Genomic DNA, 26892 nt, shown 5'->3' on the forward strand with positions numbered 1-26892 from the left:
CATTGCCCCTTCGCGAAAGCGGGGCCGGCCTCGATTCCTAGAATCGTCCGCCATGAGCAGTCCCACACCGGCGGTCCCGGTCGCCCGTCCCGATCCCCACGGCGCGCGCGCGCCGCTGCCGGGCCTGATGCTGGCCGTCGGCGGCGCGATCGGCTTCTCCGGCAAGGCCATCATCGTGAAGCTCGCCTACCGCCATGGCGTCGACGCGATCACGCTGCTGATGCTGCGCATGCTGCTGGCGCTGCCGCTGTTCCTCGCGCTGGCCTGGTGGGCCGGCCGCGGCAAGCCCGCGCTGACGGGGCGCGAGAAGCTCGCGGTGCTGGGCCTGGGCTTCAGCGGCTACTACCTGGCCAGCTTCCTGGACTTCGCCGGCCTGGCCTACGTCAGCGCCAGCTTCGAGCGCCTCATCCTCTACCTCAACCCGACCCTGGTGCTGCTGCTGTCGTGGGCGATGTTCGGTCGCCGCGTGACGCTGCGCCAGGCCGGCGCGCTCGCCGTGAGCTACGCCGGCGTGCTGCTGGTGTTCGGGCATGAGCTCCAGGTCGCGGGCGCCAACGTGTGGCTCGGCGGCGCGTTGGTCTTCGGCAGCGCGGTGTCCTATGCGCTCTATCTGGTCTACAGCGGGGAATGGGTCCAGCGCCTCGGTGCGATGAGGCTCACCGGCCTGGCGACCTCGGTGGCCTGCGGCTTCTGCATCGCGCAGTTCCTGCTGACGCGGCCGGTGTCGGGTCTGGCGGAACTGGCGCCGGCGGTGTGGTGGCTGTCGGCGCTGAACGCGCTGGCCTGCACCTTCGCGCCGGTGCTGATGGTGATGATGGCCATCGAGCGCCTGGGGGCGGGTGTCGCCGCGCAGACCGGCATGGTGGGGCCCATGTCCACGATATTGATGGGCGTGCTCATCCTCGACGAGCCGCTCACCGGCTGGGTCGTCGCGGGCACGGTGCTGGTGCTGGGCGGCGTGTGGCTGCTGGCGCGCCAGCGTCGGTGACTCTCTTCCCCTCTCCTCTTGGGGAGAGGAAGTTCTCGGCACAATCGCGCCGGCATCGATACGACGACGGAGATCGACATGGACTTGGGACTTTCGGGCAAGTGGGCCCTGATATGCGCGGCCTCGAAGGGCCTGGGCGCGGGCTGCGCCGAGGCGCTGGCCGCTGAGGGCGTCAATGTGGTGATCACCGCGCGCGGCGAGGAAGCCCTGCAGGCGCAGGCCGCGCGGCTGCGCGCGATCAACCCGGCCGTGCAGGTCGTGGCCGTCGCGGGCGACATCGCCACCGAGGCCGGCCGCGCCGCCGCGCTGGCCGCGGCGCCGCGCGTCGACATCCTGGTCAACAACGCCGGCGGTCCGCCGCCCGGGGATTTCCGCGACTGGGACCGCGAACAGTGGCTCGCCGCGCTGGACGCCAACATGCTGACGCCGATCGCGCTGATCAAGGCGACGGTCGACCAGATGGCCGATCGCGGCTTCGGCCGCATCGTCAACATCACCTCCGGCGCGGTGAAGGCGCCGATCGACGTGCTGGGGCTGTCCAACGGCGCCCGCTCCGGCCTGACCGGCTTCGTCGCGGGCATCGCGCGCCAGCCGCGCATCGCCGGCCGCAACGTCACGATCAACAACCTGCTGCCGGGCGCCTTCGATACCGAACGCCTGCAGAAGACCCTGGCCGCCGGCGCGCAGAAGTCCGGCCAGCCGATCGACGACGTGCGCGCCAAGCGCATGGGCGCGATCCCGGCCCAGCGCTTCGGCAGCGCCGCGGAGTTCGGCGCGATCTGCGCGCTGATGTGCTCGGCCCACGCCGGCTACCTGACCGGGCAGAACATCCTGCTGGACGGCGGTGCCTATCCGGGCACCTTCTGAAGCGGGAGTGATTCGGCCCCGTCTGGAGCGGGGGGCCGCGTATCGAGTGGCGGACTAGCAAGCCATTGCTAGTCGCCCACCTAGAGAGGTGGGTAGATCGCGCATTTGGCGCATGAAGGGGATGGAACCGATCCGGTCGGCGCCGAAGAATGGCCCGGTCGTCACCACCCCGCCTTTCGGCGTCGGATCGTCCCCATGCCCCCCGACCGGATCGAGATCGTCGAGCGCATTGAATGCGTCGAACGCGTCGAGCGTGTCGAACGCATCGTGCGTTTGGAGCGCGTCGAGCGCCGCGCGCGCGTCGGTGCCGGCGATGCGATCGGCAGGTCGACGCGCCTGATGGGGCGAGCGGAGCGGGACGTCGTCGACGTCGAAGCGCGGGACGTGAGCGCGGTGCCCCGTGAACCGGCCCGGACGGCGCCGCGCGGTCTGGTCCTCAACGGCGTGTGGGTGCCGCTGGCGCCGTGACGCCGCGAGCGGCTTCCGACTTCAGCGCCGGCCCGAGGACACCACGATCCCCGCCGCGATCAGCGCGAAGGCCGCGCCGTGGAACCAGGCCGGCCATTCGCCCAGCAGCGCCGCCGACATCAGCGCCGCGAACACCGGCGTCAGGTTGCCGAAGAAGGCGGCCAGCGTCGGCCCCGCTTGCGCGACGCCCAGCCCCCAGCAGCGGTAGGCGATCAGCGACGGCCCGACCGCCACGTAGACCAGTGCCGCCGCCATCGGCCAGCCCCAGCGCACCGGGGGCACGCCGATGGCCTGCTCCGCGCCGGCCGAGGCCCAGCTGAAGACCAGCCCGAACAGCATCTGCGCCATCAGCAGCGCGGACCAGTCCCAGTCGGGCCGGCGCTCGCCCTGCATGTGGGCGGGCGGCCGCGCCAGCAGCCAGCTGTAGAAGGCCCAGGTCAGCACGGCCAGCAGCATCAGCAGGTCGCCCCGCACGAACTGCACCTGCGCCAGGCGATCCAGGTGCCCGCGCGAGATCACCAGCGCGACGCCGCCGAGCGACAGCAGCGCCCCGGCGAGCTGGCGGCGCGTCGGCCAGACGCGATAGAGCAGCGCGCCCACCGCCAGCATCCACACCGGCAGGCTGGCGGCGATCAGCGTCACGTTGAGCGCGGTGGAGCTGTGCAGCGCCTGGTACTGCAGCGCGTTGTAGCAGCCCATGCCCAGCAGCCCGGTCAGCGCGAAGTAGCCCCAGCGGGCCCGCAGCGGGGCCAGGTCTTGCAGCAGCGCGCGCGCCGGGCGGGCGATCAGCAGCAGCAGGGCGAAGGCCAGCGTCCAGCGCATCGCGTTGAGCAGCAGCGGCGGCACCAGCGGGCCGACCGAGCGCCCGACCACGGCGTTGCCGGCCCACAGCAGCGGGGGCAGGGTCAGCATCAGGGCCAGGCGTGGGGTCAAGCTCATCGCGGCGATGCGCGTCGGTCGGGAGGCTGGCACGATAGCCGCAATCGACGCGTCGGGCGACGCGCGAGCGACATCCCCCCATGAGGAGAACCCCGATGAGCGACAGAGCCGTGCGCATCTCGCAAGCTGGTGGACCGGAAGTCCTGACGATCGAGCCGGTCCAGGTCGGCGACCCCGGCCCGGGCGAGATCCGCATCCGCCACGCGGCCTGCGGCCTGAACTACATCGACATCTACCACCGCAGCGGCGTCTATCCGCTGCCCTTGCCCAGCGGCCTGGGCATGGAAGGCGCGGGCATCGTCGAGGCGGTGGGCGAGGGCGTCACCCACCTGCGCCCCGGTGACCGCGCCGCGTATGCGAGCCAGCCCATCGGCGCCTACGCGACCGCGCGCGTGATGCCGGCCCGCTGCGTCGTGAAGCTGCCGGACTTCCTGAGCTTCGAGCAGGGCGCCGCGATGATGCTCAAGGGCATGACGGTGCAGTACCTGTTGCGCCGCACGCTGCCGCAGGGCGGCTTGCAGCCGGGCGACCACGTGCTCTTCCACGCGGCGGCGGGCGGCGTCGGGCTGATCGCCTGCCAATGGGCCAAGGCGCTGGGGCTGCGGCTGATCGCCACCGCCGGCAGCGACGCCAAGTGCCGCCTGGCGCTCGACCACGGCGCCGAGTTCGCGATCAACTACGCGACCGAGAACTTCGCCGAGCGGGTCAAGGAGATCACCGGCGGCCGCGGCGTGAAGGTGGTCTACGACTCGGTCGGCGCCTCCACCTGGGAAGGCTCGCTGGCCAGCCTGCGGCCGTTCGGGCTGATGGTGAGCTTCGGCAATGCCTCGGGCGTGGTCCCGCCGGTGGCGCTGGGCGCGCTGTCGGCCAAGGCGCTGTACCTCACGCGGCCCTCGCTGTTCGTGCACCTCGATTCGCTCGAGACCACGCAGGAGATCGCCGGCGACCTGTTCGCCGCGGTCGAGCGCGGCGCGGTGCGGATCGAGGTCGAGCAGCGTTATCCGTTCGACGAGGTCCAGCGCGCCCATCGCGAGCTGGAGGCCCGCACGACCACCGGCTCAGGCGTGCTGCTGGTTTGAACCGGACGCGGTGATCGGGCCGTCGAGGTCGGCGGCCACCGTCTCCGCGTCGAGCAGCGCCTCGTTGGCGCTGCGCTCGTCCCGCGCGTCGGTCCGCGTCGGTGTCAGCGTGGCCCGGCGCTTGTCCGCGAGCGCCTGCGGACCGCCCGCGTCGGTGACGACGCGGCGCGGCGGCGGCAGCTCGTCGAGCCCCGCCGGCACGGTGTCCGCGCCGAAGTCGGTGGCGGTCTCGTCGTCGAGCGCCCCGGCGGTCGTCTCGTGGACATCGACGTCCACGGTCTCGGTGCGCAGCACCTCGTCCAGCACCAGCGGCTGCGAGACCTTGACCTCGAAGCTGAAGCAGGAACCGGCGCCGGGCTGGCTTTCCACCTGCACCTCGCCGCCCATCAGCTCGACCAGGCGCTTGACGATGGTCAGGCCCAGGCCGGTGCCGCCGTAGCGGCGCGTGATGCTGCCGTCGGCCTGCGTGAAGGGGCTGAAGATCTGCGCGATCTGCTCGCGCGTCATGCCGATGCCGGTGTCATGCACCGCGATGCGCAGCCGCAGCGGGCCGGCGTGGAGCGGCTCGTCGGCGTCGATGCGCTGGATGTCGACGCGGACCTCGCCGCGCTCGGTGAACTTGAGCGCATTGCCGACCAGGTTCACCAGGATCTGGCGCAGCCGCAGCGCATCGCCCAGCAGGTGCTGCGGCACGCCGGGCTGCACCCGCGCATGCAGTTGCAGGCCCTTCTCGTGCGCCTGCAGCAGCAGCGGATGCAGCGCCTCGCGCAGGCAGTCGTGCAGGCTGAACGGGGCCTGGTCGATGATCACGCGGCCGGCCTCGATCTTCGCGATGTCCAGCAGGTCGTTGATGATGACCATCAGGCCCTTGGCCGAGCTGTGCGCGAGTTCGATGAACTTGCGCTGGCGCTCGTTGAGCTCGGTCTGCAGCACCAGCTCGGTCAGGCCCAGCACGCCATTCATGGGCGTGCGGATCTCGTGGCTCATGTTGGCCAGGAAGGAGCTCTTGGCCTGGCTGGCGGCCTCGGCGGCTTCGCGCGCGGCCTCCAGCTGCGCCTGCGTCGCCTTGAAGTCGCCGATGTCGCGGGCGTTGAGCTGCAGCACCACCTCGCCGCTGACGGGATCGCGCATCGGTCGCGCGTCGACGGCATGCCAGCGTCGGCCGTTGGCGGTGTTGATCTCGAGTTCGGCGCCGAAGGTCTGGCCGCCACGCACCTGCGCCATGATGCGGCGCGCCAGGTCGGGCTCGGGGAAGATGGCGCTGAAGTCGGTCGCGCCGATGGTCTTGCGCAGGCCGTTGAAGCACATCGCCGCGGCCGGGTTGCGCATCAGCACGCTGCCGTCTCGCAGCGAGAACACGGCGATGCGCACCGAGGTGTGCTGCAGCGCCTCGACGCCGCGCAGCAGGCTCTTGTCGACGCCGCTCACCAGCGAGTCGGCGGCGAACAGCATCACCTGGCGCTTGTCGGGGGTGCGGATGCCGCGGGAGACCAGCATCACCGTGGTGGGCTGGCCCTTGGGGTAGAGCGTCCACTGCTCGCGCACGAGCTTGCCCTGGGTGTGGTCGGCGGCGGTCACGGCCAGCCGCTCGGCCACCGAGGGGCTCATGTCGCTGAGGTCGCGGGAGAGGAACTCCTCGGCGTTGTCCGCCCGCCAGAAGGCCAGCGCCGCGGCGTTGGCCCACAGGTTGCGCTGACGCTCCTGGTCGTAGACCCACATGGGCACATCGAGCCAGTCATAGTGGGTCAGGCAGGAGAAGTCGAGCATGGGGGCGAGGCCCTGTTCTGGTTACGTTTGGTCGCAGCGGATTGTCGCCGCCGGCCGTGTCCTGTCCATGGTCGCGATGTCCACTTCGTCACGTCCCCCGCGCGGCCGTGCGCGGCCCCGCGCCAGTGCGTGAAGAGCGCCCGCCGTCGCGTCGCGCGCGCACTGCCGCGGCGCTCGCCGGATGGCGGGCCGATGTCGCCCGGTGGAGTCCCTCCGAGCCGCGCATGCGTGACGCGGCCCTCGATGTCGACAAGGCTACGCAGGCGGGCGCCGGAACGCCAGCCTCGTTTCTCCGGAGGAACCCTGGGGTGGAGGGGGCAGGGCGCGGATCAGCCGCGCTTGACGCGGCGCAGCTCGTCCCAGATCAGCAGGACGGCGCCGATGGTGATGGCGCTGTCGGCGATGTTGAACGACGGGTAGTACCAGCCGGCCCAGTGCAGCTGGATGAAGTCGACGACGTAGCCATGCAGCAGCCGGTCGACGATGTTGCCCACCGCGCCGCCCAGGATCAGGCTGAGGGCCCAGGCGAACTGGGTCTGGTGGCCGTGGCGGCGCAGCATCCAGATGATGAAGACCGCGGCGGCCACGCCCAGGCCGACGAAGAACCAGCGCTGCCAGCCCGAGGCGCCGGCCAGGAAGCTGAAGGCCGCGCCGGTGTTGTGGACCCGCACCAGGTTGAAGAAGGGCAGGACGTAGTGGCTGTCCCCGTACTGGAAGCTGTGCAGGATCAGGACCTTGGTGAACTGATCGGCCACGATCACCAGCAGGGCGATGGCCAGCCACTGGATCAGGCGGTTGTTCGACGAGGACGGGGACTTGGTGGCCATGGCTGCTGCGGGAGGGAAGGCGCGGGCGCGAAACCCGCAACTGTAGCGTCCGCCACGGGCGCGCCGTGCGGCTACAGTGCGGGCCCGAAGAGGACCCGATGAGACTCCGCCTGAAGATCCTGCTGCTGGCGCTGCTGCCGCTGGTTGCCTCGCTGCTGCTGATCGCGGTGGCGGTGCGCCAGCAGGAGCGCGAGCTGCTCCAGCGCGAGCATGCCGCCGTGCAGCGCGCCTACATGGACGCCCGCCGCGACGAGCTGCGCCATTACGTCGAGCTGGCCGTGAGCACGCTGCAGCCGCTGTACGAGCGCTCGCCCGCGCTGGCCGCCCGGACCAGCGACGCCGACGTCGAGCGCGACAAGCGCGAGGCGCTGCGGCTGCTGTCCGCGCTGGACTACGGCGAGGACGGCTACTTCTTCGTCTATGACCTGCAGGGCCGGGTGCTGATGCATTCGCGGCAGCCGGAACTGGTCGGGCGCAACCTCTGGGGCCTGCGCGACGCGCAAGGGCGGCCGACCATCCAGCAGCTGGTCGCGCAGGCCAAGGCCGGCGGCGGTTATGTCGACTACGAATGGCGCAAGCCGTCCAGCGGCGAGCGCGCGCCCAAGCTCGGTTACGTCGTGGCGATGGAGCGCTGGAACTGGATGCTGGGCACGGGGCTCTACCTGGACGGCATCCGCGCGACGCTGGAGCAGCTCGACCGGGAGGCGCAGGCCAACATCGCCCGCACGATGTGGGGCATCGCGGCGATCGCGCTCTTCGGCGTGGCGCTGATCAGCGCCTGCGCGCTGGCGCTCAACCTCAGCGAGCACCGCCAGTCCGAGGCCAAGCTGCGAGCGCTGGCGCACGAGGTGGTGCGCTCGCAGGAGGAAGAGCGGGCCCACCTCTCGCGCGAGCTGCACGACGGCGTCAGCCAGACGCTGGTGTCGACCAAGCTGCTGATCGAATCGGCGCAGCAGGCCGGCTCGACCGCGCTGCTGCCCCGCGCGCTGGAGCGCCTGAATGCCAGCCTGACCGAGGTCCGCGGCCTCTCGCACCGGCTGCGGCCGGCGCTGCTGGACACACTCGGCCTGCCGGCCGCGCTCGAACACCTGGCGCGCGAATTCGACGAGGGCGGCGCGGTGCCGGTCTCGATGCGCGTGTCGGGCGAGCCGCGCGAATTGCCGGAGCTGCTCAACACGGTGCTGTTCCGGGTCGCGCAGGAGGCGCTGACGAACGTGGCCAAGCATGCGGGCGCGGCGCGGGTCGAGATGGCGCTCGAGTTCGCGCCCGAGGATCCGCGCGGCGAGCCCGGCGGCGTCCTGCTGCGGGTGCTCGACGACGGGGACGGCTTCGACCCCGAGGCGGCCGAGCGCGCCGATCCCCGGCTGGGCATCGGCCTGCGCAACATGCGCGAGCGCATGGCCTCGGTCGGCGGCGCGCTGGACCTGCAGACCAGCCCGGGACACGGCACCCAGATCGAGGCGCTGGTGAGCGCCGCGGCGATCCGGCGTCTGGCGCGCGACAATCCCGCCCCATGAGCCCCGAGCGCCTCTCCGCCCCCGGCACGGCCACGCCCGTGCGCCTCCTGCTGGTCGACGACCATCCGCTGGTGCGCGAGGGCGTGCGCTCGCGGCTGCAGGGCGAGCCGCGCTACCTCGTCGTCGGCGAGGCCGGCAACGCGGAGGAGGCCATGATGATGCTCATCGCCACGCAGCCCGAGGTCGTGCTGCTGGACGTCGGCCTGAAGGGGCACAACGGCATCCAGCTGGCGCAGACCATGCTGGAGCGCGCGCCCGAGCTGCGCGTGCTGATGTACAGCATGTACGACAACCCCGAGTACGTGCAGCGCGCGCTGCAGGCCGGCGCCCGCGGCTACGTGCTCAAGGACGCGCCGGCCGGCGAGATCGTCGCCGCCATCGACGCCGTGGCGGCGGGCGGCACCTTCCTCAGCCCGGGCGTGTCCAAGCGGATGTTCCGCAGCCAGCAGCCGCGGCCCATCCTCTCGCCGCGCGAGAGCGAAATCCTCTCCGCGCTCGGCCGCGGCGAATCGAGCAAGCAGATCGCCAAGGCGCTCGACCTCTCCGTGAGGACCGTCGAGACGCACCGCCAGAACATCAAGCGCAAGCTCGAGCTCGAGGGCCAGGCCGAGCTGATCCGCTACGCGGTCGAGCACGCCCGCGGCCCGCATCGCGACGAGGTCTGACGGGCTGCGCGGGCCTCGCCCCGAGGGGCGATCGCCGCGCCGCCGAGGGTTTCCACTTAAGCGCTCCTACGCCGGTGGACTAGTCCGCTCGACGGATGTGGGGAAGCGCACGGGCATGGAAACTGCCGCGGCAAACAGAGCTCGCGTGCCAGGTCCCACTCGTCCGTCGGTGCGCGCCCAATAAGGAGACATCGATGTCGAACTTGAGTCGCCACCTCGCCTGGGCGGGCGTGGCCATCCTCGGGGCGTTCGCCCTGGCCACCGTGGCGCTCGCCAACGGAGAAGCGGTGAGCGCCCTGTGGGTCGTCGTCGCCGCGATCTGCGTGTACCTCATCGGCTACCGCTACTACAGCCTCTTCCTGGCGACCAAGGTCCTGGGCCTGGACCCGACCCGCCAGACGCCCGCCTGGAAGTACAACGACGGGCTGGACTTCGTCCCGACCCACAAGTACGTCCTGTACGGCCATCACTTCGCCGCCATCGCCGGCGCGGGCCCGCTGGTCGGCCCCGTGCTCGCGGCGCAGATGGGTTACCTGCCGGGCCTGCTGTGGATCCTGGCCGGCGTGATCTTCGCCGGCGCGGTGCAGGACTTCATCGTGCTGTTCATCTCCACGCGCCGCGACGGCCGCTCGCTGGGCGACCTCGTCAAGCAGGAGATGGGCACGGTGCCCGGCGTCATCGCGCTGTTCGGCGCGTTCATGATCATGATCATCATCCTGGCGGTGCTGGCGCTGATCGTGGTGAAGGCGCTGGCGCACTCGCCCTGGGGCACCTTCACCGTCGCGGCGACGATCCCGGTCGCGCTGTTCATGGGTGTGTACCTGCGCTTCATCCGTCCGGGCCGCATCGGCGAGGTCTCCGTCATCGGCTTCGTGCTGCTGATGCTGGCGATCGTCGCCGGCCAGTGGGTGCATGAGAGCCCGACCTGGGCGCCGATGTTCACCTACGACGGCAAGGTGCTGACGTGGATGCTGATCGGCTACGGCTTCGTCGCCGCCTGCATCCCGGTGTGGCTGCTGCTGGCGCCGCGCGACTACCTCTCCACCTTCCTGAAGATCGGCACGATCATCGCGCTGGCGATCGGCATCGTGGTCGTCGCCCCGCCGATGCAGATGCCGTCCTTCACCCAGTTCGCGGCCGGCAACGGCCCGGTCTGGTCGGGCAACCTGTTCCCCTTCCTGTTCATCACCATCGCCTGCGGCGCGGTGTCGGGCTTCCATGCGCTGATCAGCTCGGGCACCACGCCCAAGATGCTGGACAACGAGGTCAACGCGCGCTTCATCGGCTACGGCGGCATGCTGGCCGAATCCTTCGTGGCGGTGATGGCGCTGGTGGCGGCCTCGTGCATCGAGCCGGGCGTCTACTTCGCGATGAACAGCCCGGCCGCGCTGGTCGGCAGCACGCCCGAGACGGTGGCGGCGACGCTCTCCACCTGGGGCTTCGTGATCACGCCGGAGATGCTGGTGCAGACCGCCAAGGACGTCGGCGAGAACACCATCCTGGCGCGCGCCGGTGGCGCTCCGACGCTGGCGGTGGGCATGGCGCACATCCTGCATCAGGTCGTGGGTGGCAAGGCGATGATGGCCTTCTGGTACCACTTCGCGATCCTGTTCGAGGCGCTCTTCATCCTGACCGCGGTCGACGCCGGCACCCGCGCGGGCCGCTTCATGCTGCAGGACCTGCTGGGCACCTTCGTGCCGGCGCTCAAGCGCACCGAATCGCTGCCGGCCAACCTGATCGCCACGGGCCTGTGCGTGTCGGCCTGGGGCTACTTCCTGTACCAGGGCGTGGTGGATCCGCTGGGCGGCATCAACACCTTGTGGCCGCTGTTCGGCATTGCCAACCAGATGCTGGCGGCGGTGGCGCTGCTGCTGGGCACGGTGGTGCTGTTCAAGATGAAGAAGGACCGTCACGCGTGGACCACGATCGTGCCGGCGGCCTGGCTGCTGGTGTGCACGATGACGGCGGGCTGGCAGAAGATCTTCAGTGCCGATCCGAAGGTGGGCTTCCTGGCGCATGCCTCGAAGTACGCTGACTCCCTGGCGGCGGGCAAGGTCCTGGCGCCGGCCAAGAGCCTGGAGGCGATGGAGCGGGTGATCTTCAATGACCGGCTGGATGCTGCGCTGTGCGGCCTTTTCATGTTCGTCGTGATCAGCGTGCTGGTGTACAGCGTGAAGGCGGTGCTGAAGGCGCGTGCCGAGCGCAAGCCCACGGTGCAGGAGACGCCGTTCGAGCGCATGCCTGAGGGCGCGGTGGCGGGCGGCCATGCTTAAGCAGGTGGCTGCGGACGCCGCGCAGGCGGCGTTGTCCGCTGCGTCGGACATGCTGCAGGCGGGCCGCTACATGGCCCGTGGCGTGCGTCAGCAGCTGATTGGCGCGGACTATGGTGCCTACCTGGCGCACATGGCGCGCACGCATCCTGACGATGAGCCCCTGAGCTACGAGGCCTTCTTCCTCGAGCGCCAGGAGGCTCGCTACAGCGCCCGCACGGGCCGCTGCTGCTGACGCCAACGCCCGACGCACTTTTCCAGAACGGCCCTTCGGGGCCGTTCCTCGTGGAGTGGGCGCAGAACTGCCCGAGGCCGGCGGCGGAGCCCGCTTCCATAACTGACCAGGCGCGTTCTGTTTGAGCGTCGCGAGCCGAAGGTGAGCAGAGCGAGTTGAGCGCCGAAAGCGGGCTCCGCCGCCGGCCTCGGGCAGTTTTGCGCGGGCTCGGTGACACTACGCCGCATGCCTCGATTCGCTGCCAACCTTGGATTCCTGTACCAGGATATCCCGTTCCTCGACCGTTTCTCTGCTGCAGCCCGCGACGGGTTTGCGGCAGTGGAGTGCTTGTTCCCGTATGACATGCCGGCTGCTGAGTTGCGAGCCCGGGCGGATGCGGCGGGTGTTGAGGTCGTGTTGATCAATGCGCCGCCGGGCGACTGGGCGGCGGGTGAGCGTGGTTTGGCGTCGCTGGCGGGGCGGGAGGCTGACTTTCGAGATTCGATCGAGCGCGGGCTGGATTACGCGAGCCGGGTGGGGGCGCCGCGGTTGCACGTGCTGGCGGGGGTGTTGCCGCCGGATGTTTCGCGCGATGCCGCGCTCGCGCGCTACGAGGCGAGTCTGCGCTGGGCTGCCGAGCAGGGTGCGCGCGCGGGCGTGACGCTGATGATCGAGCCCATCAATCCGCACGACATGCCGGGCTACCTGCTGCAGCGGCAGGAGGAGGCGCATGCGATCGTCGATCGCATTGGCGCGGCGCATCTGAGGGTCCAGATGGACCTGTACCACTGCGCGCGTGTCGAGGGGGATGTGGTCGCGCAGGTGCGGCGCTGGCTGCCGACGGGTCGTGTCGCGCATTGCCAGATCGCCGGCATGCCGGGCCGGCATGAGCCGGACGTGGGCTCGCTGGACTGGCGCGGCGCGCTGGCTGCAATCGACGAGATCGCGGCGGCCACCGGCTGGGACGGCTGGATCGGCTGCGAGTACCGGCCGCGGCGGGGCGATGTCGCAGGTGGCACCTCCGACGGTTTGGTCTGGATGCGAGGGTTGAGTAGCAAGGATTGATGGCCAGACCCACCTAACGAGGTCGGCGCCTGAGCCGCCACGACCTCCAATAGCGATCCCGGTTTAGAAGGGGTCTCAACACGATCGCTGCCTCTCTCCAAGAGCACAGGCAGCGACGATGACCCCCAGGATCAAACGAGCGGCGATCGCGATCGCCACGGCAGCGGCGGCCACCAAGGCCCTCGCCATCGGTATCAACGAACAGCGGTTCGAGGCCCTCGGTGGCCGGCTCGACGAGCCGCTGTCCTTCCTGCACCTGGTGCAGACCCCCCTGGAGCGGGAGAGCCTCCAGCCCAGGTTCCGCAACGTGGGTCAGTTGCGCTTTCCCGGCACCGACCGCGACTGCACCGCGACCTGGCTCGGCGAAGACGAGCAGCATGCCTTCGTCATGACCGCGGCGCATTGCGTGGCCAGTGATTTCCGGCACGCCCCCTGGGCCCGGTCCCTGGGGCCGGTGACGTTGAGCAGCCGTCTCCCGTCGAGGCATGAAGGGCGAGGCCTGGCCTTCATCCCGATGCCGCGCCCGTCGCAGGACGGCGACGCGGTCGAGCAGGACGGCAGCGCCAGCGACAGCGACCTGGCGATCCTGCGGCTGCCGCGCCGGACGGCTCGCCCGCTGGCGTCGGAAACGCCGCCATTGCTCGACGACCTCGACGACGACCCCGTCGCCAGCGCCCATCCCGTGGGGGCAGTCACCGAGTTCGTCGGTTATGGCGCCTGGCATGTCGGCACCCGGTCGATTGACCGCGCCGGGCGCCTCTGGGCCCGTGCGCCCGGCCGCGCGACCGGGCGCGCGCGGCAGCGGTTCACCGTCGGCTATCAGCCGACCGGCGACACCGATCGCTGGTTCACGCTGACCTCGGGCGACAGCGGCGGTGCCTTCTGGCAGGCGCGCTGGGGTTACTGGCATGTCGTCGCCACGGCGAGCGCCCGTGACAAGGGCTGGCGTGGCTCGGAAGGCCCTCGCATGGCGGCGCTCGTCCACTGGGTGAAAGGCGTCTTCCCCGGCATCCGCACCTTGAGCGACCGCCTCAGCGTCGGCGCCGGCGCCCCGTTCGTTTCCCGCGATCACTCGGAAGACGTCTCGAGCGGCACGGTGGTCTATCTCGTGCCGGCGCAGACCGGGGCCACCGGGCCTGCCGAGCCCGCCACTTCCGGCGCCTCGGGCTACAGCGTCATCCAGGCCGTCGTGGAGGACGAACTGACGCGCCACCGGGCCGAGATCCGTCTGCGCGGCCAGCGCGAGACCGGTTGCGGCTGGGCCTCGCGGATGGAGGACGACACCACGTGCGGCGAGCGGCGGGGCGCCCGCCTGACGGTGTCCTTCCATGCGGAAGACAACCCCGGACTGATGCGAGGCAGCTATGTCGGCCAGATCGAGATCGAGGCGGTCGGCACGAGCGACGGGCGTTATCGCGAGCGCTTCCCGCTGCGGTTGCGGATCGGGCACCTGACCGCAGGCACCGTCACGGCGAGCCGTGGCTACGAGTCGCCGGATCTGGCGGGGCTGCTTTCCGCGCAAGACGGCTCGCCAGTGCGTGTCGCGCTGCCCGTCCAGGCGCGTGCGCATCGCGATGGGGAGGCGTCCGGCGGCGTGCAGCCCTCGAGTCGCGTCATCGTCACGGTGAGGGATGTGCTGGAAGGCCGGGACCGAACCCTCGTGCTGCGCGCGTTCCGGCGGCCGGCGACTGCCGGCGCCTGCGCGCCGATGCCGATGGCAGCGACGGTTGATTGCGAGGGGCGCCGGCTGCCTCGTGTGAGCCTGCAGTTCGTCGAGGGCGACAATCCGGGCCTGCCGGCGGGGCTCTATCGGGGACGCGTGTTCCTGGAGGCGCGCGGCGGACCCGGCGGCACACGCCGTGAGCTGATCGGTGTCGGGTTGAACGTCGACACGCTCTGACCCCACGCCGATCCCGAGGGATCGCCCGCGGCGACGCGCCGACCCGCGCGACCATGAGAAAGGCCGCCGGCCCGCAGGGGCTCGGCGGCCTTGCCGTCGATGCGCGCAGGCTCAGGCCACCGTGCGCGTCTCGCCGTCGCCGTGGAGGTTGCTCTCGCAGCGGCCGCAGATCGTGGGATGCGCCGGATTGGCGCCGACGTCCGCGCGGTAGTGCCAGCAGCGCTCGCACTTCTGGTGCGTCGACGGCGTCACGGTGATGCTCAGTTCATCGGCCAGCACCGCGTTCGCGGCCGAGGTGATCAGCACGAACTTCAGGTCGTCGCCCAGGCTGCTCAGCAGCGCCAGGTCCTCGCCGTTCACGCCCAGCGTGATCTCCGCCTGCAGCGACGAGCCGATCGCGCCGGTCGTGCGCACCGCCTCGATCGCCTTGTTCACCGCGTCCCGGACCTCGTGGATGCGGTTCCACTTGGCGATCAGGCCGTCGTCATGCGCGACGCCGAAGGACCAGAAGGTCTCGGTGAAGATCGTGTCGCCGGCCTGCTTGCCGGCGAAGACCTTCCAGGCTTCCTCGGCGGTGAAGCTCAGGAACGGCGCCATCCAGCGCAGCATCGCGTGGGTGATGTGCCACAGCGCCGTCTGCGCCGAACGGCGCGCGGCCGACTTCGGCGCGCTGGTGTACAGGCGGTCCTTCAGCACGTCCAGGTAGAACGCGCCCAGGTCTTCCGAGCAGTAGACCTGCAGCTTGGCCACCACCGGGTGGAACTCGTAGCGCTGGTAATGCGCCAGGATCTCCTCCTGGAACTGCGCGGCGCGCGCCAGCGCATAGCGGTCGGCCTCGAGCAGCTGGTCCATCGGCACGGCGTCGCGGGCGGCGTCGAAGTCCGAGGTGTTGGCCAGCAGGAAGCGCAGCGTGTTGCGGATGCGGCGGTAACCGTCCACCACGCGGTCCAGGATCTTCTTGTCGCCGGCGATGTCGCCCGAATAGTCCGACGCCGCCACCCACAGCCGGATGATCTCGGCGCCCAGCGACTTGCTGGTCTCCTGCGGATCCACGCCGTTGCCCAGCGACTTGCTCATCTTGCGACCCTGGCTGTCCACGGTGAAGCCGTGGGTCAGCAGGCCCTTGTAAGGCGCGCGGCCGTTGAGGGCGCACGAGATCAGCAGCGACGAGTGGAACCAGCCGCGATGCTGGTCATGGCCTTCGAGATAGAGGTCGGCCTCCGGGCCGGTCTCGTGCGCCGCGCCGGCATGCGAGCCCTTGAGCACATGCTGGAAGGTGGAGCCCGAGTCGAACCACACGTCCAGGATGTCCTGGCCCTTCGAGTACTGCTCGGCCTCGGCGCCCAGCCACTCGGCCGGGTCGAGCTTGGACCAGGCCTCGATGCCGCCGGCCTCGACCAATTGCGCGGCGCGCTCGATGAACTCGAGCGTCTTCGGATGCGGCTGGCCGCTGTCCTTGTGCAGGAAGATCGGCAGCGGCACGCCCCAGCTGCGCTGGCGCGAGATGCACCAGTCGGGCCGTCCGGCGATCATGTCGTGCAGCCGGGTGCGGCCGTTCTCCGGATAGAAGCTGGTCTGCTCGATGGCGTCCAGCGCCAGCTGGCGCAGCGTCTTCTCCGCCTTGTCGACGGTGAACACGCCGTCGCCTTCGTCCATGCGCACGAACCACTGCGCCGCGGCGCGGTAGATCACCGGGCTCTTGTGGCGCCAGCAGTGCGGGTAGCTGTGGCTGATCTTGCTCTGGGCCATCAGGCGGCCGGCATCCTGCAGCGCCTGCGCGATGACCGGGTTGGCCTTCCAGATGTGCTGGCCGCCGAACAGCGGCAGCTCGGCCTCATAGACGCCGTTGCCCTGCACCGGGTTCTTGATGTCCTTGAAGGTCATCCCGTGCGCCATGCACGAGTTGAAGTCGTCCACGCCGTAGGCCGGCGCCGAGTGGACCACGCCGGTGCCGTCGTCGGCGGTGGCGTAGTCGGCCAGGTAGACGGGGCTTTCGCGGTCGAAGCCCGGGTGCACGTGCGCCAGCGGGTGCTTGAACTTCAGCAGCTCGAGCGACTTGCCCGGCGTCACGGCGACCTGCCGGCCCTCGATGCCCCAGCGGGCCAGGCACTTCTCGACCAGCGCCTCGGCCACGACGAAGTAGCCGCGCTCGGTGTCCACCAGCGCATAGGGCAGCTCGGGGTTCAGGTTCAGCGCCTGGTTGGCGGGGATGGTCCAGGGCGTGGTCGTCCAGATGACGGTGAACGCGTCCTTGTCGAGCTTCTGCAGGCCGAAGGCCGCCGCCAGCTTGTCCGGCTCGGCGCTCAGGAAGGCCACGTCGACGGCGGGCGACTGCTTGTCGGCGTACTCGATCTCGAATTCGGCCAGCGAGGAACCGCAGTCGAAGCACCAGTACACCGGCTTGAGGCCGCGGTACACGAAGCCGCGCTCGAACAGGCGCTTGAGCACGCGGATCTCGCCGGCCTCGTTCTTGAAGTCCATCGTGCGGTAGGGGTGGTCCCAGTCGCCCAGCACGCCCAGGCGCTTGAAGTCGGCGCGCTGCTGGTCGATCTGTTCGCCGGCGTACTTGCGGCTCTTGGCCTGCACCTCGTCGCGCGGCAGGCCGCGGCCGAAGGTCTTCTCGATCTGGTTCTCGATCGGCAGGCCGTGGCAGTCCCAGCCCGGGATGTAGGCGGCGTCGAAGCCCTCGAGCTGGCGCGCCTTGACGATCATGTCCTTCAGGATCTTGTTGACCGCGTGACCCATGTGGATCTGGCCGTTGGCATAGGGCGGGCCGTCGTGCAGCACGAATTTGGGCTTGCCCTGGCGCGCCACGCGCAGGCGCTGGTAGATGCCCTGGTCCTCCCATTCCTTGACCCAGCCCGGCTCGCGCTTGGGCAGGTCGCCGCGCATGGGGAAGGGCGTGTCGGGCAGGTTGAGCGTCGAGCGGTAGTCGGGCTTGGACGTGTCGGTCATGGCGGGGGCAATCGAAGAGGGCGGACCCCGGCGTGCGCGGGGCGGCGAGGCATGAAGTGAAGGGCGCGGAGGCGGCGAGGTGGGGTGCACAAGGCCGCGCGCCGGCTGAGCGCGGGAGAGGGCGGTCAGCCCTTCAAATTCGGTCGCGGGTGGTCTGACGGCGGACGGCGGCGTGGGTGGCCGCCTGTTGCGCGAAGTAGTCGCGCGCCTGACGGACGTCTTCGCGGATCGCGGCCGTCAACGAATCAAGCCCGTCGAAACGGGCTTCATCGCGCAGTTTTTGGAGGAGTTCCACGCGCACGAGTTTACCGTAGGCCTCCGCGGCCCCCAGGCGGGCGGCCAGGTCCGCCGGCCAGTCCAGCGCGTGGACTTCCAGCAGCACCCGCCCCGCGTCCTCGACGGTGGGGCGCACGCCCAGCGAGGCGACGCCGTCCAGCGCCGGGCCGTCGTCCCCGTCGATGCCATGCACCCGCACCGCGAAGATGCCGTGCGCCGCCGGCTTGTCGTGGTCGAAGCGCAGGTTCAGCGTGCGGAAGCCGTCGCCGCGGCCGGGCGCGGTCTCGGCCAGCTGGCGGCCCAGCTTCTGGCCGTGGATCACATGGCCGGAGATCGCGTACGGCCGCCCCAGCAGCCGCGCCGCGCCGTCCATGTCGCCGGCGGCCAGCGCCTCGCGCACGGCCGAGCTCGACACCCGCAGCCCATGCACCTCGTAGCTCATCATCCGGGCGACGTCGAAGCCCAGCCGCTGCCCGGCGGCGTCCAGGGTCGCGTAGTCGCCCTGGCGCTTGGCGCCGAAACGGAAGTCGTCGCCGACCAGCACGTATTTCGCGCCCAGGCCCTCGACCAGCACCTGCTGGATGAAGTCCTGCGCCGGCAGCGAGGCCAGCGCCTCGTCGAAGCGCAGCACCACGACCTGGTCCACGCCGCAGCGCTCGAGCTCCTGCAGCTTGTCGCGCAGCGTGGCGATGCGCGCCGGCGCCAGTTCGGGCTTGCCGAGCTTGCTGGCGAAGAAGTCGCGCGGATGCGGCTCGAAGGTCAGCACGCAGGTCGGCAGGCCGCGGTGGCGGGCCTCGGACAGCAGCAGCGCCAGCATGGCTTGATGACCGCGGTGGACACCGTCGAAGTTGCCGATCGTCAGCGCGCAGTGCGCCGCGACGCCGGGATGGTGGAAGCCTCGGAAAACGTGCATGGGCCGGGATTATCTGCCGGCCGGGCGCCGCCCGTCAGGCCGCGGCGGCGGCCGGCGGTGCGGCTTGCGCCGAGGGCGAGGCCGCCGGGCCAGGCAGGTGCTGCGTGACGACGGCCAGCAGCTCGTCCATCTCGAACGGCTTCACCAGGTAGCCGTCCATGCCGCTGGCCAGGCAGCGGGCCCGGTCGTCGTCGACGGCGCTGGCGGTCAGCGCGACCACCGGCGTGCGCGGCAGCAGCCGGCGCGCCTCCTCCTGGCGCCAGGCGACGGTGGCCGCATAGCCGTCGAGCTCCGGCATCTGGCAGTCCATCAGCACCAGGTCGAAACGCTGCGCGCGCAGCTGCTCGAGCGCGTCGCGGCCGTGTTCCGCCGGCGTCACGCGCAGGCCGCAGCGCTCCAGCATGGTCGTGGCGACAAGCAGGTTGACCGGGCTGTCGTCGACCAGCAGCACGCGGCCTTCGAGCCGCGGCAGCGGCGCCGCGGTCGAGGCCGCGGGCTCGGTCGATGCGGCGGGCGCGTCCGATCCAGGCAGCGCGGCGGACGGGGCGAGCGCCGTCGAGGACGGCGCCGGGGAGACCACCTGCAGCGGCAGGGTGAACTCGAACACCGAGCCCTGGCCGGGCGCCGATGCGCAGCGCAGGTCGCCGCCCATCGCGCGCGCCAGTTCGCGCGAGATCGTCAGCCCCAGCCCCGCGCCATCGCGGCGCGCGCGGTGGTCGCCGGCGCGGCCGGCCTGCTCGAACGGGGCGAAGATGCGCTCGAGCTGGTCCGCCGGGATGCCGTCGCCGGTGTCCTTGACCGCGAAGCGCAGCAGCGTGCCCGCGCGCATGTCCAGCACCGACGAGACCTCGACGTCGACGCTGCCTCGGTCGGTGAACTTGATCGCGTTGCCGACCAGGTTGTGCAGCACCTGCTGGATGCGCGAGGCATCGCCCATCGCGCGCGCCGGCAGCTGCGGCGCGACGGTCAGCGAGAAGGCCAGGCCCTTGGCGCGCGCCGTCTCGCCCAGCAGGCGGCCGACGTCGCCGGCGACCTCGCGCAGGTCGAAGGGGCGGGCCTCGACGACCAGCTTGCCCGACTCGATGCGCGCCAGGTCCAGGATGTCGTTGACCAGCGTCATCAGGTGGCGGCCGGAGCGGCGCACGATCTCCACCTGCTCGCGCTGCTGCGGGCTGAGCTCGCCGCGCTCCAGCAGCTGGGCCATGCCGATGATGCCGTTCAGCGGCGTGCGGATCTCGTGGCTCATCACCGCGACGAAGCGGCTCTTGCTGCTGCTGGTTTCCTCCGCCGCGTCCAGCGCGAGGCGGCGCTGCTCGGCCAGCCGGGCCTGCTCGAAGCGCAGCCGCAGCAGCTCCAGCGTGCGCGCCTCGATGCGGCGCGACTCGAGCACCGTCAGCAGCCAGAACATCGTCAGCCCACCGGCGCTGAGCCAGCCGGTGGTGCCGCCTTGCAGCGCCAGCCGGATCGCCAGCGGCGCGATCACCAGCGAGGCGAACAGCGCCTGCCCGCGCGCCCAGTGGCCCAGCGACACCATGGTGAAGGCGACCAGGCCGACCAGCGTGGTCATGACCGCGCCGTCGATCTCCGGCAGGTTGGGCGTGGCGAAGAGGGCGCCGATCACGCCCCAGGCCAGGCCGTCCAGCCCCAGGCCGACGAGGTAGCGCCGCTCCCGGCCCGGCGAGGCGCGCTCGACCAGCGGCAGCCGCAGGAAGCTGCGGGCTTCCAGCGCGCGCCAGGCCGAGATGCCCCAGCGCGCCGCCAGCCAGCCGAGCAGGTCCACGGCCGGCAGGTGCGACCACAGCAGCGCCACCGGCAGCAGGCTGAACAGCCCGCCGACGCAGGCCGGCATCGCCACGCGCGCCTGCAGGCTGGTCAGGCGTTCCGCCCGCACCTGCATGGCCACGCTGGCGCCGCCAGGATCCCCGTGATGTTTGATTTCAGGCACTCCCATACGACCCGGCCGTCGAGGATTCCGGCCGACCGCCCTCCAGATCGGTGGCGCCGCTTCGCGGGCGGCGTCCAAGTGGGGCGTTTCTACCGAAGGTCGTGAGCGGCGAGGCTCGGGGACTTCCCGGGGACCGTCCGGTCCTCGTGCGCAGGCGCGGTGCCGGTGGGCGCCTGACGCCCATCCGGCTCGAGGTCTAGGCCGAAGCCGGTCCCGATCCTGATCCCGACGCCGGATCTGTCATCGCCAGTTCGCGTTGGTGCTCGTCGAGCCAGATCCAGCCGCCGGACGGCAGCTCGGCCGGCAGGTCCAGCGCGCCGATGCGCTGGCGGTGCAGCGCCAGCACCCGGTTGCCGACCGCGGCGACCATGCGCTTGGCCTGGTGGTAGCGGCCCTCGGTGAGCGCCATCTGCAGGCGGCCGTCGGGCAGGCGCTCGGCGGACACGGCGCGCACCGGCTCCTCGGCCAGTTTGGGATTGCGCTCCTCCAGCAGCACGCCCTCGACCAGGCGGCGCAGTTGGCCCTCGTCCAGCTCGGCCTTGCAGCTCGCCTGGTAGAGCTTGGGCACGTGGTACTTCGGGCTGGTGAGCTTGTGCTGCAGCGGGCCGTCGTCGGTCAGCAGCAGCAGGCCGGTGGTGTCCTCGTCGAGCCGGCCCACCGGCTGGATGTCGCGGTTGCGCAGCGGCTCGGGCAGCAGCGAGAACACGCTCGGATGGTGGCTGGGCTTGCGCGAGCACTCGTAGCCCGCCGGCTTGTGCAGCAGGATCAGCGCCTTCTCGTGATACGGCCAGGCCTGGCCTTCGACCTCGAAGACCAGACCGGCGGTGTCGAAGGCCTGCCGCGGGTCCTCGATGACCTCGCCGGCGACCGACACCAGGCCGTGCTCGACCAGCGCCGCGCAATGCCGGCGGGTGCCGAAGCCCTGGCTGAAGAGGATCTGCGCGATGGCGACCGGCTTGGCGGCCTTGGCGGGGGTGGGGGAACTCGAACTCATGGGGCGGGATTGTCGCCGCGGCCGCGGGGCCGCCCGCCCTCCGGTCGTCCGTCAGCCCGGCCGGACCGCGTCCACCACGGCCCGGGCCACGACCTCGGCGGCCAGCGCGCCGAGCAATGTCATGTCGCCGTCGACCTCGGCGGCGCCGGTCGCCAGCGCGAACAGCACGTCGCCGTCCATCACCGTGTGCACCGGCTGGATCGCGCGGGCCAGCCCGTCGTGCGCGATCTGCGCCAGCTTGGTCGCCTGGGGCTTGCTCAGGCGGGCATCGGTGGCGATGAGGCCGATCGTCGTCGCGCTGCCTTGCAGCGCGCGGCCGGGACGCTCGCCGTCCAGCAGGGCCTGAACCGTCGAGCAGGCGCGGCCGTCCGGGCCGCGCGGGCCGGCGAGCACCTGGCCGCCGCGCGGGTCGACGACGTCGCCCACCGCGTTCACCACGACCATCGCCGCCAGCGTCACCTCGCCCAGGCGCAGCGAGGCCATGCCCAGGCCGCCGGACATCGCGCGGTCCACGCCCAGCAGCTTGCCCACCGTCGCGCCGGTGCCGGCGCCGACCGGGCCGCGCGCATGCTCGGCCGCGGAGGCCGCATCGCAGGCCGCGCGGCCCGCGGCGGCATCTGGCGCGGTCGCCGCGTCGTGGCGCCACAGGTCGAAGATCACCGCCGCCGGCACGATGGGCACGCGCACCTGGCCGACCGGGAAGCCGTGGCCGCGTTCGGCCAGCCAGCGCATCACGCCGTCCGCGGCCGCCAGGCCGAAGGCGCTGCCGCCGCTCAGCAGCAGCGCGTGGACCTGCTGGACCGTGTTCTCGGGACGCAGCAGGTCGGTCTCGCGCGTCCCGGGCGCGGCGCCGTGCACATCGACGCCGGCGGTCGCGCCGGCCTCGCACAGCACGACGCTGCAGCCGGTGGGCGCCGTCGGATGGGTGTAGTGGCCGAGCTTCAGCCCGGCGACGTCGCACAGGCTGCCGGCGTCGGCGCGCGCGGCGCCGGCGGGGACGACCGGCTCGCTCAAGGCTTGCCGCCCTGACTCGGCGCCTGAGGCTGCGGTTGCGGTTGCGGCTTGAGGCTGCCGCAGTCGGCGCCGAGGTAGCGCGCCTCGCCGGTGGAGCGCAGCACCTCGGTCTTGCCGTCGCGCTGCACGCGGACCTCGCTCCTGGTCCGGTAATGGTCGGTGCCCAGGAACGTGATTTCGTTCGTGCCCTCGGACGCGGGGTTGGTGCAGCGGAAGTTGACCAGCATCCGGTCGCCGGTGCGCTTGCTGTCGTGCTCGCACTTGCCTTCGGTCTTCGGGATGCCGGCGCGGTCCGCCTGTTCCCGCGTCACGCAGGACTTGAGCGTCAGCTCGCCGCCCTGGAAGTTCATGCTGACGCCGTTCTTCGACATCATCGATTCCAGCTGCTTGCGCTGCTCCGGCGGCAGCGCGGCCATCTGCTTCTGCATCTGCTCCATCTGCGCCTGGCGCTGCGGATCGAGCTCGGGCTTCTGCTTGATCTCCCACAGCCCGGGCTTGAAATCCTGGGCGGCGGCGGTCATCGCCGCGCCGGCCAGCAGCAGGCCGGCGAGGAAGGAGGCGGCGGCGGAGGTCGCGTTCGACATGGCGTTCTCCCTGCTGCGAAGGCAGCGAGGCTCGCCGAGTGTAGGGGCCGCCGCCGGGCGGTGTCAGGTGTCAGGCGAAGACGCCGGCCGTGTCCTGCATGCGGCGGCTGACCTCGCCCAGGTGATGCAGCGAATCGCCGTACTGCATCTCCATGAGCGTGAGCCGCTTGAAGTAATGGCTGCCGACATACTCGTCGGTCACGCCGATGCCGCCATGCAGCTGGATGCACTGCTGGCCGACGAAGCGCATCGCCTGGCCGAGCTGCACCTTGGCCTGCGAAACCGCGCGGCGGCGTGCCTCGGCTGGCTCGCCCAGCTTGAGCGTGGCGAAGTAGCTCATCGAGCGCGCCAGCTCCAGCTGCATCTTGATGTCGGCCATGCGATGGCGCAGCGCCTGGAAGCTGGCGATGGCGACGCCGAACTGCTTGCGCGTGTTCAGGTATTCCGCCGTCAGCGCGACGAAGCGGTCCATCGCGCCGACCGCCTCCGCCGCCTGCGCCGCGATGGCGATGTCGACGGCGTGTTCCAGCACCGCAAGGCCACGATCGGGACCGACCAGCAGCGTGGCGGGCGTGTCCTGCAGCGTCAGCTCGGCGGCGCGCGAGCCGTCGTGCAGCGCATAACCGCGCAGCGCGACGCCACTTGCCTCCTTGGCGACCAGGTAGAGCGCGATGCCTGCGTCGGCGCCGCCGGCGCGCGCCGGCACGATGAAGGCGTCGGCCGCGTCACCGGCCGGCACCACGCTCTTCAGGCCGGTGAGCCGGTGATCCGCCGTGGCCAGCGTGTCACAGACCTCGAGCCGGTAGCGCGCGCGACGCTCCTGGTGCGCGAGCACGACCAGCGCCTCGCCGCCCGCGATGCGCGGCAGCCACTCGCCCTGCGCGTCCTCGCCGGACTGCGCCAGCACCGCTGGCGCGACCAGCCCGCCCTGCGCATAGGGCTCCATCACCAGGCCGCGGCCCAGTTCCTCCATGACGACCATCGCCTCGACCGGGCCGAAGCCCAGGCCGCCGTGGGCCTCGGGCACCGCCAGCGCGGTCAGGCCCAGGCCGGCCAGGGCGTTCCAGACCTCGCGCGAGAAGCCGCCCGCGCGCACGATCGCGCGGCGCTGCTCGAAGCCGTAATCCTTGTCGACGTAGCGCCGCACCGCGTCGCGCAGCGAGTTCTGGTCTTCGGTGAAATCGAAATCCATGTCGTGTCTCCTGCCTCAGCCCAGCACGGTCTGCGCGACGATGTTGCGCTGCACCTCGTTGGAGCCGCCGTAGATCGTCGTCTTGCGATAGTTGAAGTAGTGGCTCGCGAGCGGCGCGCAATGGGCCGCGCCGACGTGGTCGCCCTGCCAGCCGGCCTCCATGGCCTCATGGATGAAGGGCGTCGCGTAGGGGCCGGCGGCCAGCATCATCAGCTCGGTGTAGCGCTGCTGGATCTCGCTGCCGCGGATCTTCAACAGGCCCGCCACGTCCAGCGACTGCTTGCCGCTGCTCTCGGCCGAGAGCACGCGCAGCACCATCATCTCCAGCGCGACGATGTCCACCTCCAGCAGCGCGATCTGGTCGCGGAAACGCGCGTCCTCGCGATCGCCGCCGAGCAGCCCTTCGGCCTTGGCGATGCGCTTGAGCCGCTCCAGCTCGCGCTTGGCGCGGTTCACGTCGGCGATGTTGGTGCGCTCGTGCGCGAGCAGGTACTTGGCGTAGGTCCAGCCCTTGTTCTCCTCGCCGACCAGGTTCTCCGCGGGGACCTCGACGTTGTCGAAGAACACCTCGTTCACCTCGTGCTCGCCGTCGAGCATGATGATCGGCCGCACGGTCACGCCGGGCGACTTCATGTCGATCAGCAGGAAGGAGATGCCGGCCTGCGGCTTGACCGAGGCGTCGGTGCGCACGAGGCAGAAGATCCAGTCGCCGTACTGGCCCAGCGTGGTCCAGGTCTTCTGGCCGTTGACGATGTACTTGTCGCCCCGGCGCTCGGCGCGGGTCTTCACCGAGGCCAGGTCCGAGCCCGAGCCCGGTTCGCTGTAGCCCTGGCTCCACCAGACGTCGCCGCTCATGATCCCCGGGAGGTGGCGCTCCTGCTGCTCGCGCGAGCCGAAGGCCATGATCACCGGCGCCACCATCACCGGTCCGAAGGGCACCACGCGCGGCGCGCCGGCCAGGGCGCATTCCTCTTCGAAGAGATGGCGCTGCACCGCGTTCCAGCCCGGCCCGCCGAACTGCCTGGGCCAGGCCCAGCCGTGCCAGCCCTGCTTGCCCAGGATGCGGGCCCAGCGCTGCAGATCGTCCTTGTTCAGGCGCAGCGCGTTGTGCACCTTGTGGCTGATGTCCTGAGGGAGGTGCTCGGCCACCCAGCGGCGGATGTCGGCCCGGAAGGCCTGCTCCTCGGGCGTGAAGTTGAGGTCCATGCGTGTCTCCTGCGGTCTTCGATGTCGGGCCGGCGCTCTGGCGCGTGGTGGGCGCGGTCGGCGCTGTCGGTGAGCTGCGCGGGGTTTTAGCACGAGCGTTCGCTTTTGCCCTGTCCCGACCGGGACAAGCCCAGGGACATGCCCGAGCCGCGCGAGAATGCGCGGCTTCCCGGTTCCCGCTCCGCCGCCGCCACGCCATGACCGCTGCCTTCCCGACCGCCCTGCCGCGCCCCGTGCTCGCCCTCCATGGCGGCGCCGGGACCCTCCGCCGCGACCGCATGAGCGCCGCGATGGAAGCGGCCTACCGCGCCGCGCTGACGGCGATCCTGGCCGACGGTGCCCGGCAGCTCGCGCGCGGCGACGCCGCGATGGACGTCGCGGTCGAGGCGGTGCGCCGGCTCGAGGAGTGCGAGCTGTTCAACGCCGGCAAGGGCGCGGTCTACACCGCCGACGAGCGCCATGAACTGGACGCCAGCGTGATGGACGGGCGCGACCGCGCGGCGGGCGCGGTCGCCGGCGTGACGCGGGTGCGCAACCCGGTGCTCGCGGCGCGAGCGGTGATGGACCACAGCGGCCATGTGCTGCTGATCGGCCCGGCCGCCGAGACCTTCGCGTTCGACCAGGGCCTGGCGCGCGTCGAGCCGACCTGGTTCGGCACGCCGCAGCGCCTGGCGCAGCTGCGGCAGGCGAGGGCGCTCGCACAGGGACAGGTGCTGGATCACGACGGGCAGTCGGCCATGGCGGACGATGCGCCGGCCACCACGCCGGCCACGCCTGGTGCTGCGCCGGAGCCCGGCGGCCCGATCGACGACCGGACCAAGTTCGGCACCGTCGGCGCGGTCGTGCGGGACGCCGCCGGCCACCTGGCCGCCGCGACCTCCACCGGCGGCATGACCAACAAGCGGCCCGGACGCGTGGGCGACTCGCCCATCCCGGGCGCGGGCTGCTATGCCGACGATCGCAGCGTGGCCGTCTCGTGCACCGGCACGGGCGAGGCCTTCATCCGCGCCGCCGCCGCGCACGAGGTCGGCGCGCTCATGCGCATCGGCGGACTGCCGCTGGCCGAGGCCTGCGCGCGCGTCGTCTTCGACGAGCTGCCCCAGGTCGGCGGCGACGGCGGCCTGATCGCCGTCGACGGGCTGGGCAATGTCTGGCTGGGCTTCAACACCGAGGGCATGTACCGCGGCTGGGTCGAGGCCGGCGGCGAGCCGCTCGTGGGCATCTACCGCGACGAATGACGCGCCCGC

Annotated in this window: 22 protein-coding genes; 11 read left to right on the top strand and 11 right to left on the bottom strand. The window is 71.2% G+C overall.

Translation table 11 applies throughout. The features are described from left to right. Window positions 1-52: 52 nt before the first annotated feature. From FHT38_RS06175 to FHT38_RS06185, 3 genes are all read left to right on the top strand, one after another. The gene (locus FHT38_RS06175; protein WP_183490695.1) at window positions 53-988 is read left to right on the top strand and encodes a DMT family transporter; all 936 of its coding nucleotides are present in this window, start codon (window positions 53-55) and stop codon (window positions 986-988) included. Window positions 989-1066: 78 nt separating this feature from the next. Beyond that, window positions 1067-1855, top strand: coding sequence for an SDR family oxidoreductase (locus tag FHT38_RS06180; protein WP_183490697.1), 789 nt, complete (start codon window positions 1067-1069; stop codon window positions 1853-1855). 195 nt (window positions 1856-2050) lie between these two features. Further along, entirely contained in the window at window positions 2051-2323 is a 273-nt protein-coding gene (locus FHT38_RS06185) for a hypothetical protein (RefSeq protein WP_183490699.1), read from the top strand. Between the two features lie 21 nt (window positions 2324-2344). On the opposite strand, the gene FHT38_RS06190 is transcribed toward FHT38_RS06185, so the two are convergent. Beyond that, complete coding sequence (locus FHT38_RS06190) at window positions 2345-3262, bottom strand: DMT family transporter (RefSeq protein ID WP_183490701.1); 918 nt, start codon at window positions 3260-3262, stop codon at window positions 2345-2347. A 95-nt stretch (window positions 3263-3357) separates the two neighbouring features. Between FHT38_RS06190 and FHT38_RS06195 the strand changes: the two genes are divergently transcribed. Further along, window positions 3358-4341, top strand: a complete 984-nt coding sequence (locus FHT38_RS06195; protein WP_147240877.1) for a quinone oxidoreductase — start codon at window positions 3358-3360, stop codon at window positions 4339-4341. On the opposite strand, the gene FHT38_RS06200 is transcribed toward FHT38_RS06195, so the two are convergent. Both FHT38_RS06200 and lspA read right to left on the bottom strand, forming a co-directional pair. Continuing rightward, complete coding sequence (locus tag FHT38_RS06200; protein WP_183490703.1) at window positions 4321-6108, bottom strand: ATP-binding protein; 1788 nt, start codon at window positions 6106-6108, stop codon at window positions 4321-4323. The genes FHT38_RS06195 and FHT38_RS06200 overlap by 21 nt on opposite strands. Window positions 6109-6437: 329 nt before the next feature. Beyond that, the gene (gene lspA, locus FHT38_RS06205; protein ID WP_091723555.1) at window positions 6438-6935 is read right to left on the bottom strand and encodes a signal peptidase II; all 498 of its coding nucleotides are present in this window, start codon (window positions 6933-6935) and stop codon (window positions 6438-6440) included. 98 nt (window positions 6936-7033) lie between these two features. On the opposite strand from lspA, the gene FHT38_RS06210 reads away from it, so the two are divergent. From FHT38_RS06210 to FHT38_RS06235, 6 genes are all read left to right on the top strand, one after another. Further along, a complete protein-coding gene (locus FHT38_RS06210; RefSeq protein ID WP_147240879.1) occupies window positions 7034-8452 on the top strand; it encodes a cache domain-containing protein in 1419 nt (472 codons plus the stop codon). Next, complete coding sequence (locus tag FHT38_RS06215; protein WP_147240880.1) at window positions 8449-9117, top strand: response regulator transcription factor; 669 nt, start codon at window positions 8449-8451, stop codon at window positions 9115-9117. Before FHT38_RS06210 ends, FHT38_RS06215 begins: the two co-directional genes overlap by 4 nt. A 194-nt stretch (window positions 9118-9311) precedes the next feature. Then, window positions 9312-11390, top strand: a complete 2079-nt coding sequence (locus tag FHT38_RS06220; protein ID WP_183490705.1) for a carbon starvation CstA family protein — start codon at window positions 9312-9314, stop codon at window positions 11388-11390. 49 nt (window positions 11391-11439) lie between these two features. Continuing rightward, complete coding sequence (locus FHT38_RS06225) at window positions 11440-11622, top strand: YbdD/YjiX family protein (RefSeq protein WP_091725110.1); 183 nt, start codon at window positions 11440-11442, stop codon at window positions 11620-11622. 225 nt (window positions 11623-11847) lie between these two features. Next, complete coding sequence (locus tag FHT38_RS06230; RefSeq protein ID WP_183490707.1) at window positions 11848-12666, top strand: hydroxypyruvate isomerase family protein; 819 nt, start codon at window positions 11848-11850, stop codon at window positions 12664-12666. Between the two features lie 118 nt (window positions 12667-12784). Next, window positions 12785-14566, top strand: coding sequence for a serine protease (locus tag FHT38_RS06235; protein WP_183490709.1), 1782 nt, complete (start codon window positions 12785-12787; stop codon window positions 14564-14566). A gap of 111 nt (window positions 14567-14677) precedes the next feature. Here the strand turns inward: FHT38_RS06235 and ileS are convergent, their stop codons facing one another. The 8 genes from ileS to FHT38_RS06275 form a co-directional block, all read right to left on the bottom strand. Further along, the gene (gene ileS / locus FHT38_RS06240; RefSeq protein ID WP_183490710.1) at window positions 14678-17521 is read right to left on the bottom strand and encodes an isoleucine--tRNA ligase; all 2844 of its coding nucleotides are present in this window, start codon (window positions 17519-17521) and stop codon (window positions 14678-14680) included. 133 nt (window positions 17522-17654) lie between these two features. After that, a complete protein-coding gene (locus FHT38_RS06245; RefSeq protein WP_147240883.1) occupies window positions 17655-18710 on the bottom strand; it encodes a bifunctional riboflavin kinase/FAD synthetase in 1056 nt (351 codons plus the stop codon). A gap of 34 nt (window positions 18711-18744) precedes the next feature. Continuing rightward, window positions 18745-20655 carry an ATP-binding protein gene (locus FHT38_RS06250; RefSeq protein WP_183490712.1) on the bottom strand — a complete coding sequence of 637 codons (1911 nt, stop codon included), beginning with the start codon at window positions 20653-20655 and terminating at the stop codon, window positions 18745-18747. A gap of 196 nt (window positions 20656-20851) precedes the next feature. Further along, the gene (locus FHT38_RS06255) at window positions 20852-21649 is read right to left on the bottom strand and encodes a pseudouridine synthase (RefSeq protein ID WP_183490714.1); all 798 of its coding nucleotides are present in this window, start codon (window positions 21647-21649) and stop codon (window positions 20852-20854) included. A gap of 51 nt (window positions 21650-21700) precedes the next feature. Next, on the bottom strand, window positions 21701-22663 hold the full coding sequence (locus FHT38_RS06260) for a P1 family peptidase (RefSeq protein ID WP_183490716.1): 963 nt from the start codon (window positions 22661-22663) through the stop codon (window positions 21701-21703). Then, the gene (locus FHT38_RS06265) at window positions 22660-23247 is read right to left on the bottom strand and encodes a DUF3617 domain-containing protein (RefSeq protein WP_183490718.1); all 588 of its coding nucleotides are present in this window, start codon (window positions 23245-23247) and stop codon (window positions 22660-22662) included. The genes FHT38_RS06260 and FHT38_RS06265 overlap by 4 nt, the downstream gene beginning before the upstream one ends. 70 nt (window positions 23248-23317) lie before the next feature. After that, window positions 23318-24439, bottom strand: coding sequence for an acyl-CoA dehydrogenase family protein (locus tag FHT38_RS06270; protein WP_183478676.1), 1122 nt, complete (start codon window positions 24437-24439; stop codon window positions 23318-23320). Window positions 24440-24454: 15 nt separating this feature from the next. After that, entirely contained in the window at window positions 24455-25645 is a 1191-nt protein-coding gene (locus tag FHT38_RS06275; RefSeq protein WP_091723586.1) for an acyl-CoA dehydrogenase family protein, read from the bottom strand. A gap of 197 nt (window positions 25646-25842) precedes the next feature. Between FHT38_RS06275 and FHT38_RS06280 the strand changes: the two genes are divergently transcribed. Continuing rightward, a complete protein-coding gene (locus tag FHT38_RS06280; protein ID WP_183490720.1) occupies window positions 25843-26883 on the top strand; it encodes an isoaspartyl peptidase/L-asparaginase family protein in 1041 nt (346 codons plus the stop codon). Window positions 26884-26892: the final 9 nt, after the last annotated feature.

Origin of the sequence: Mitsuaria sp. BK041 (genome assembly GCF_014193085.1) — a bacterium.
GTDB lineage: Bacteria > Pseudomonadota > Gammaproteobacteria > Burkholderiales > Burkholderiaceae_C > Roseateles.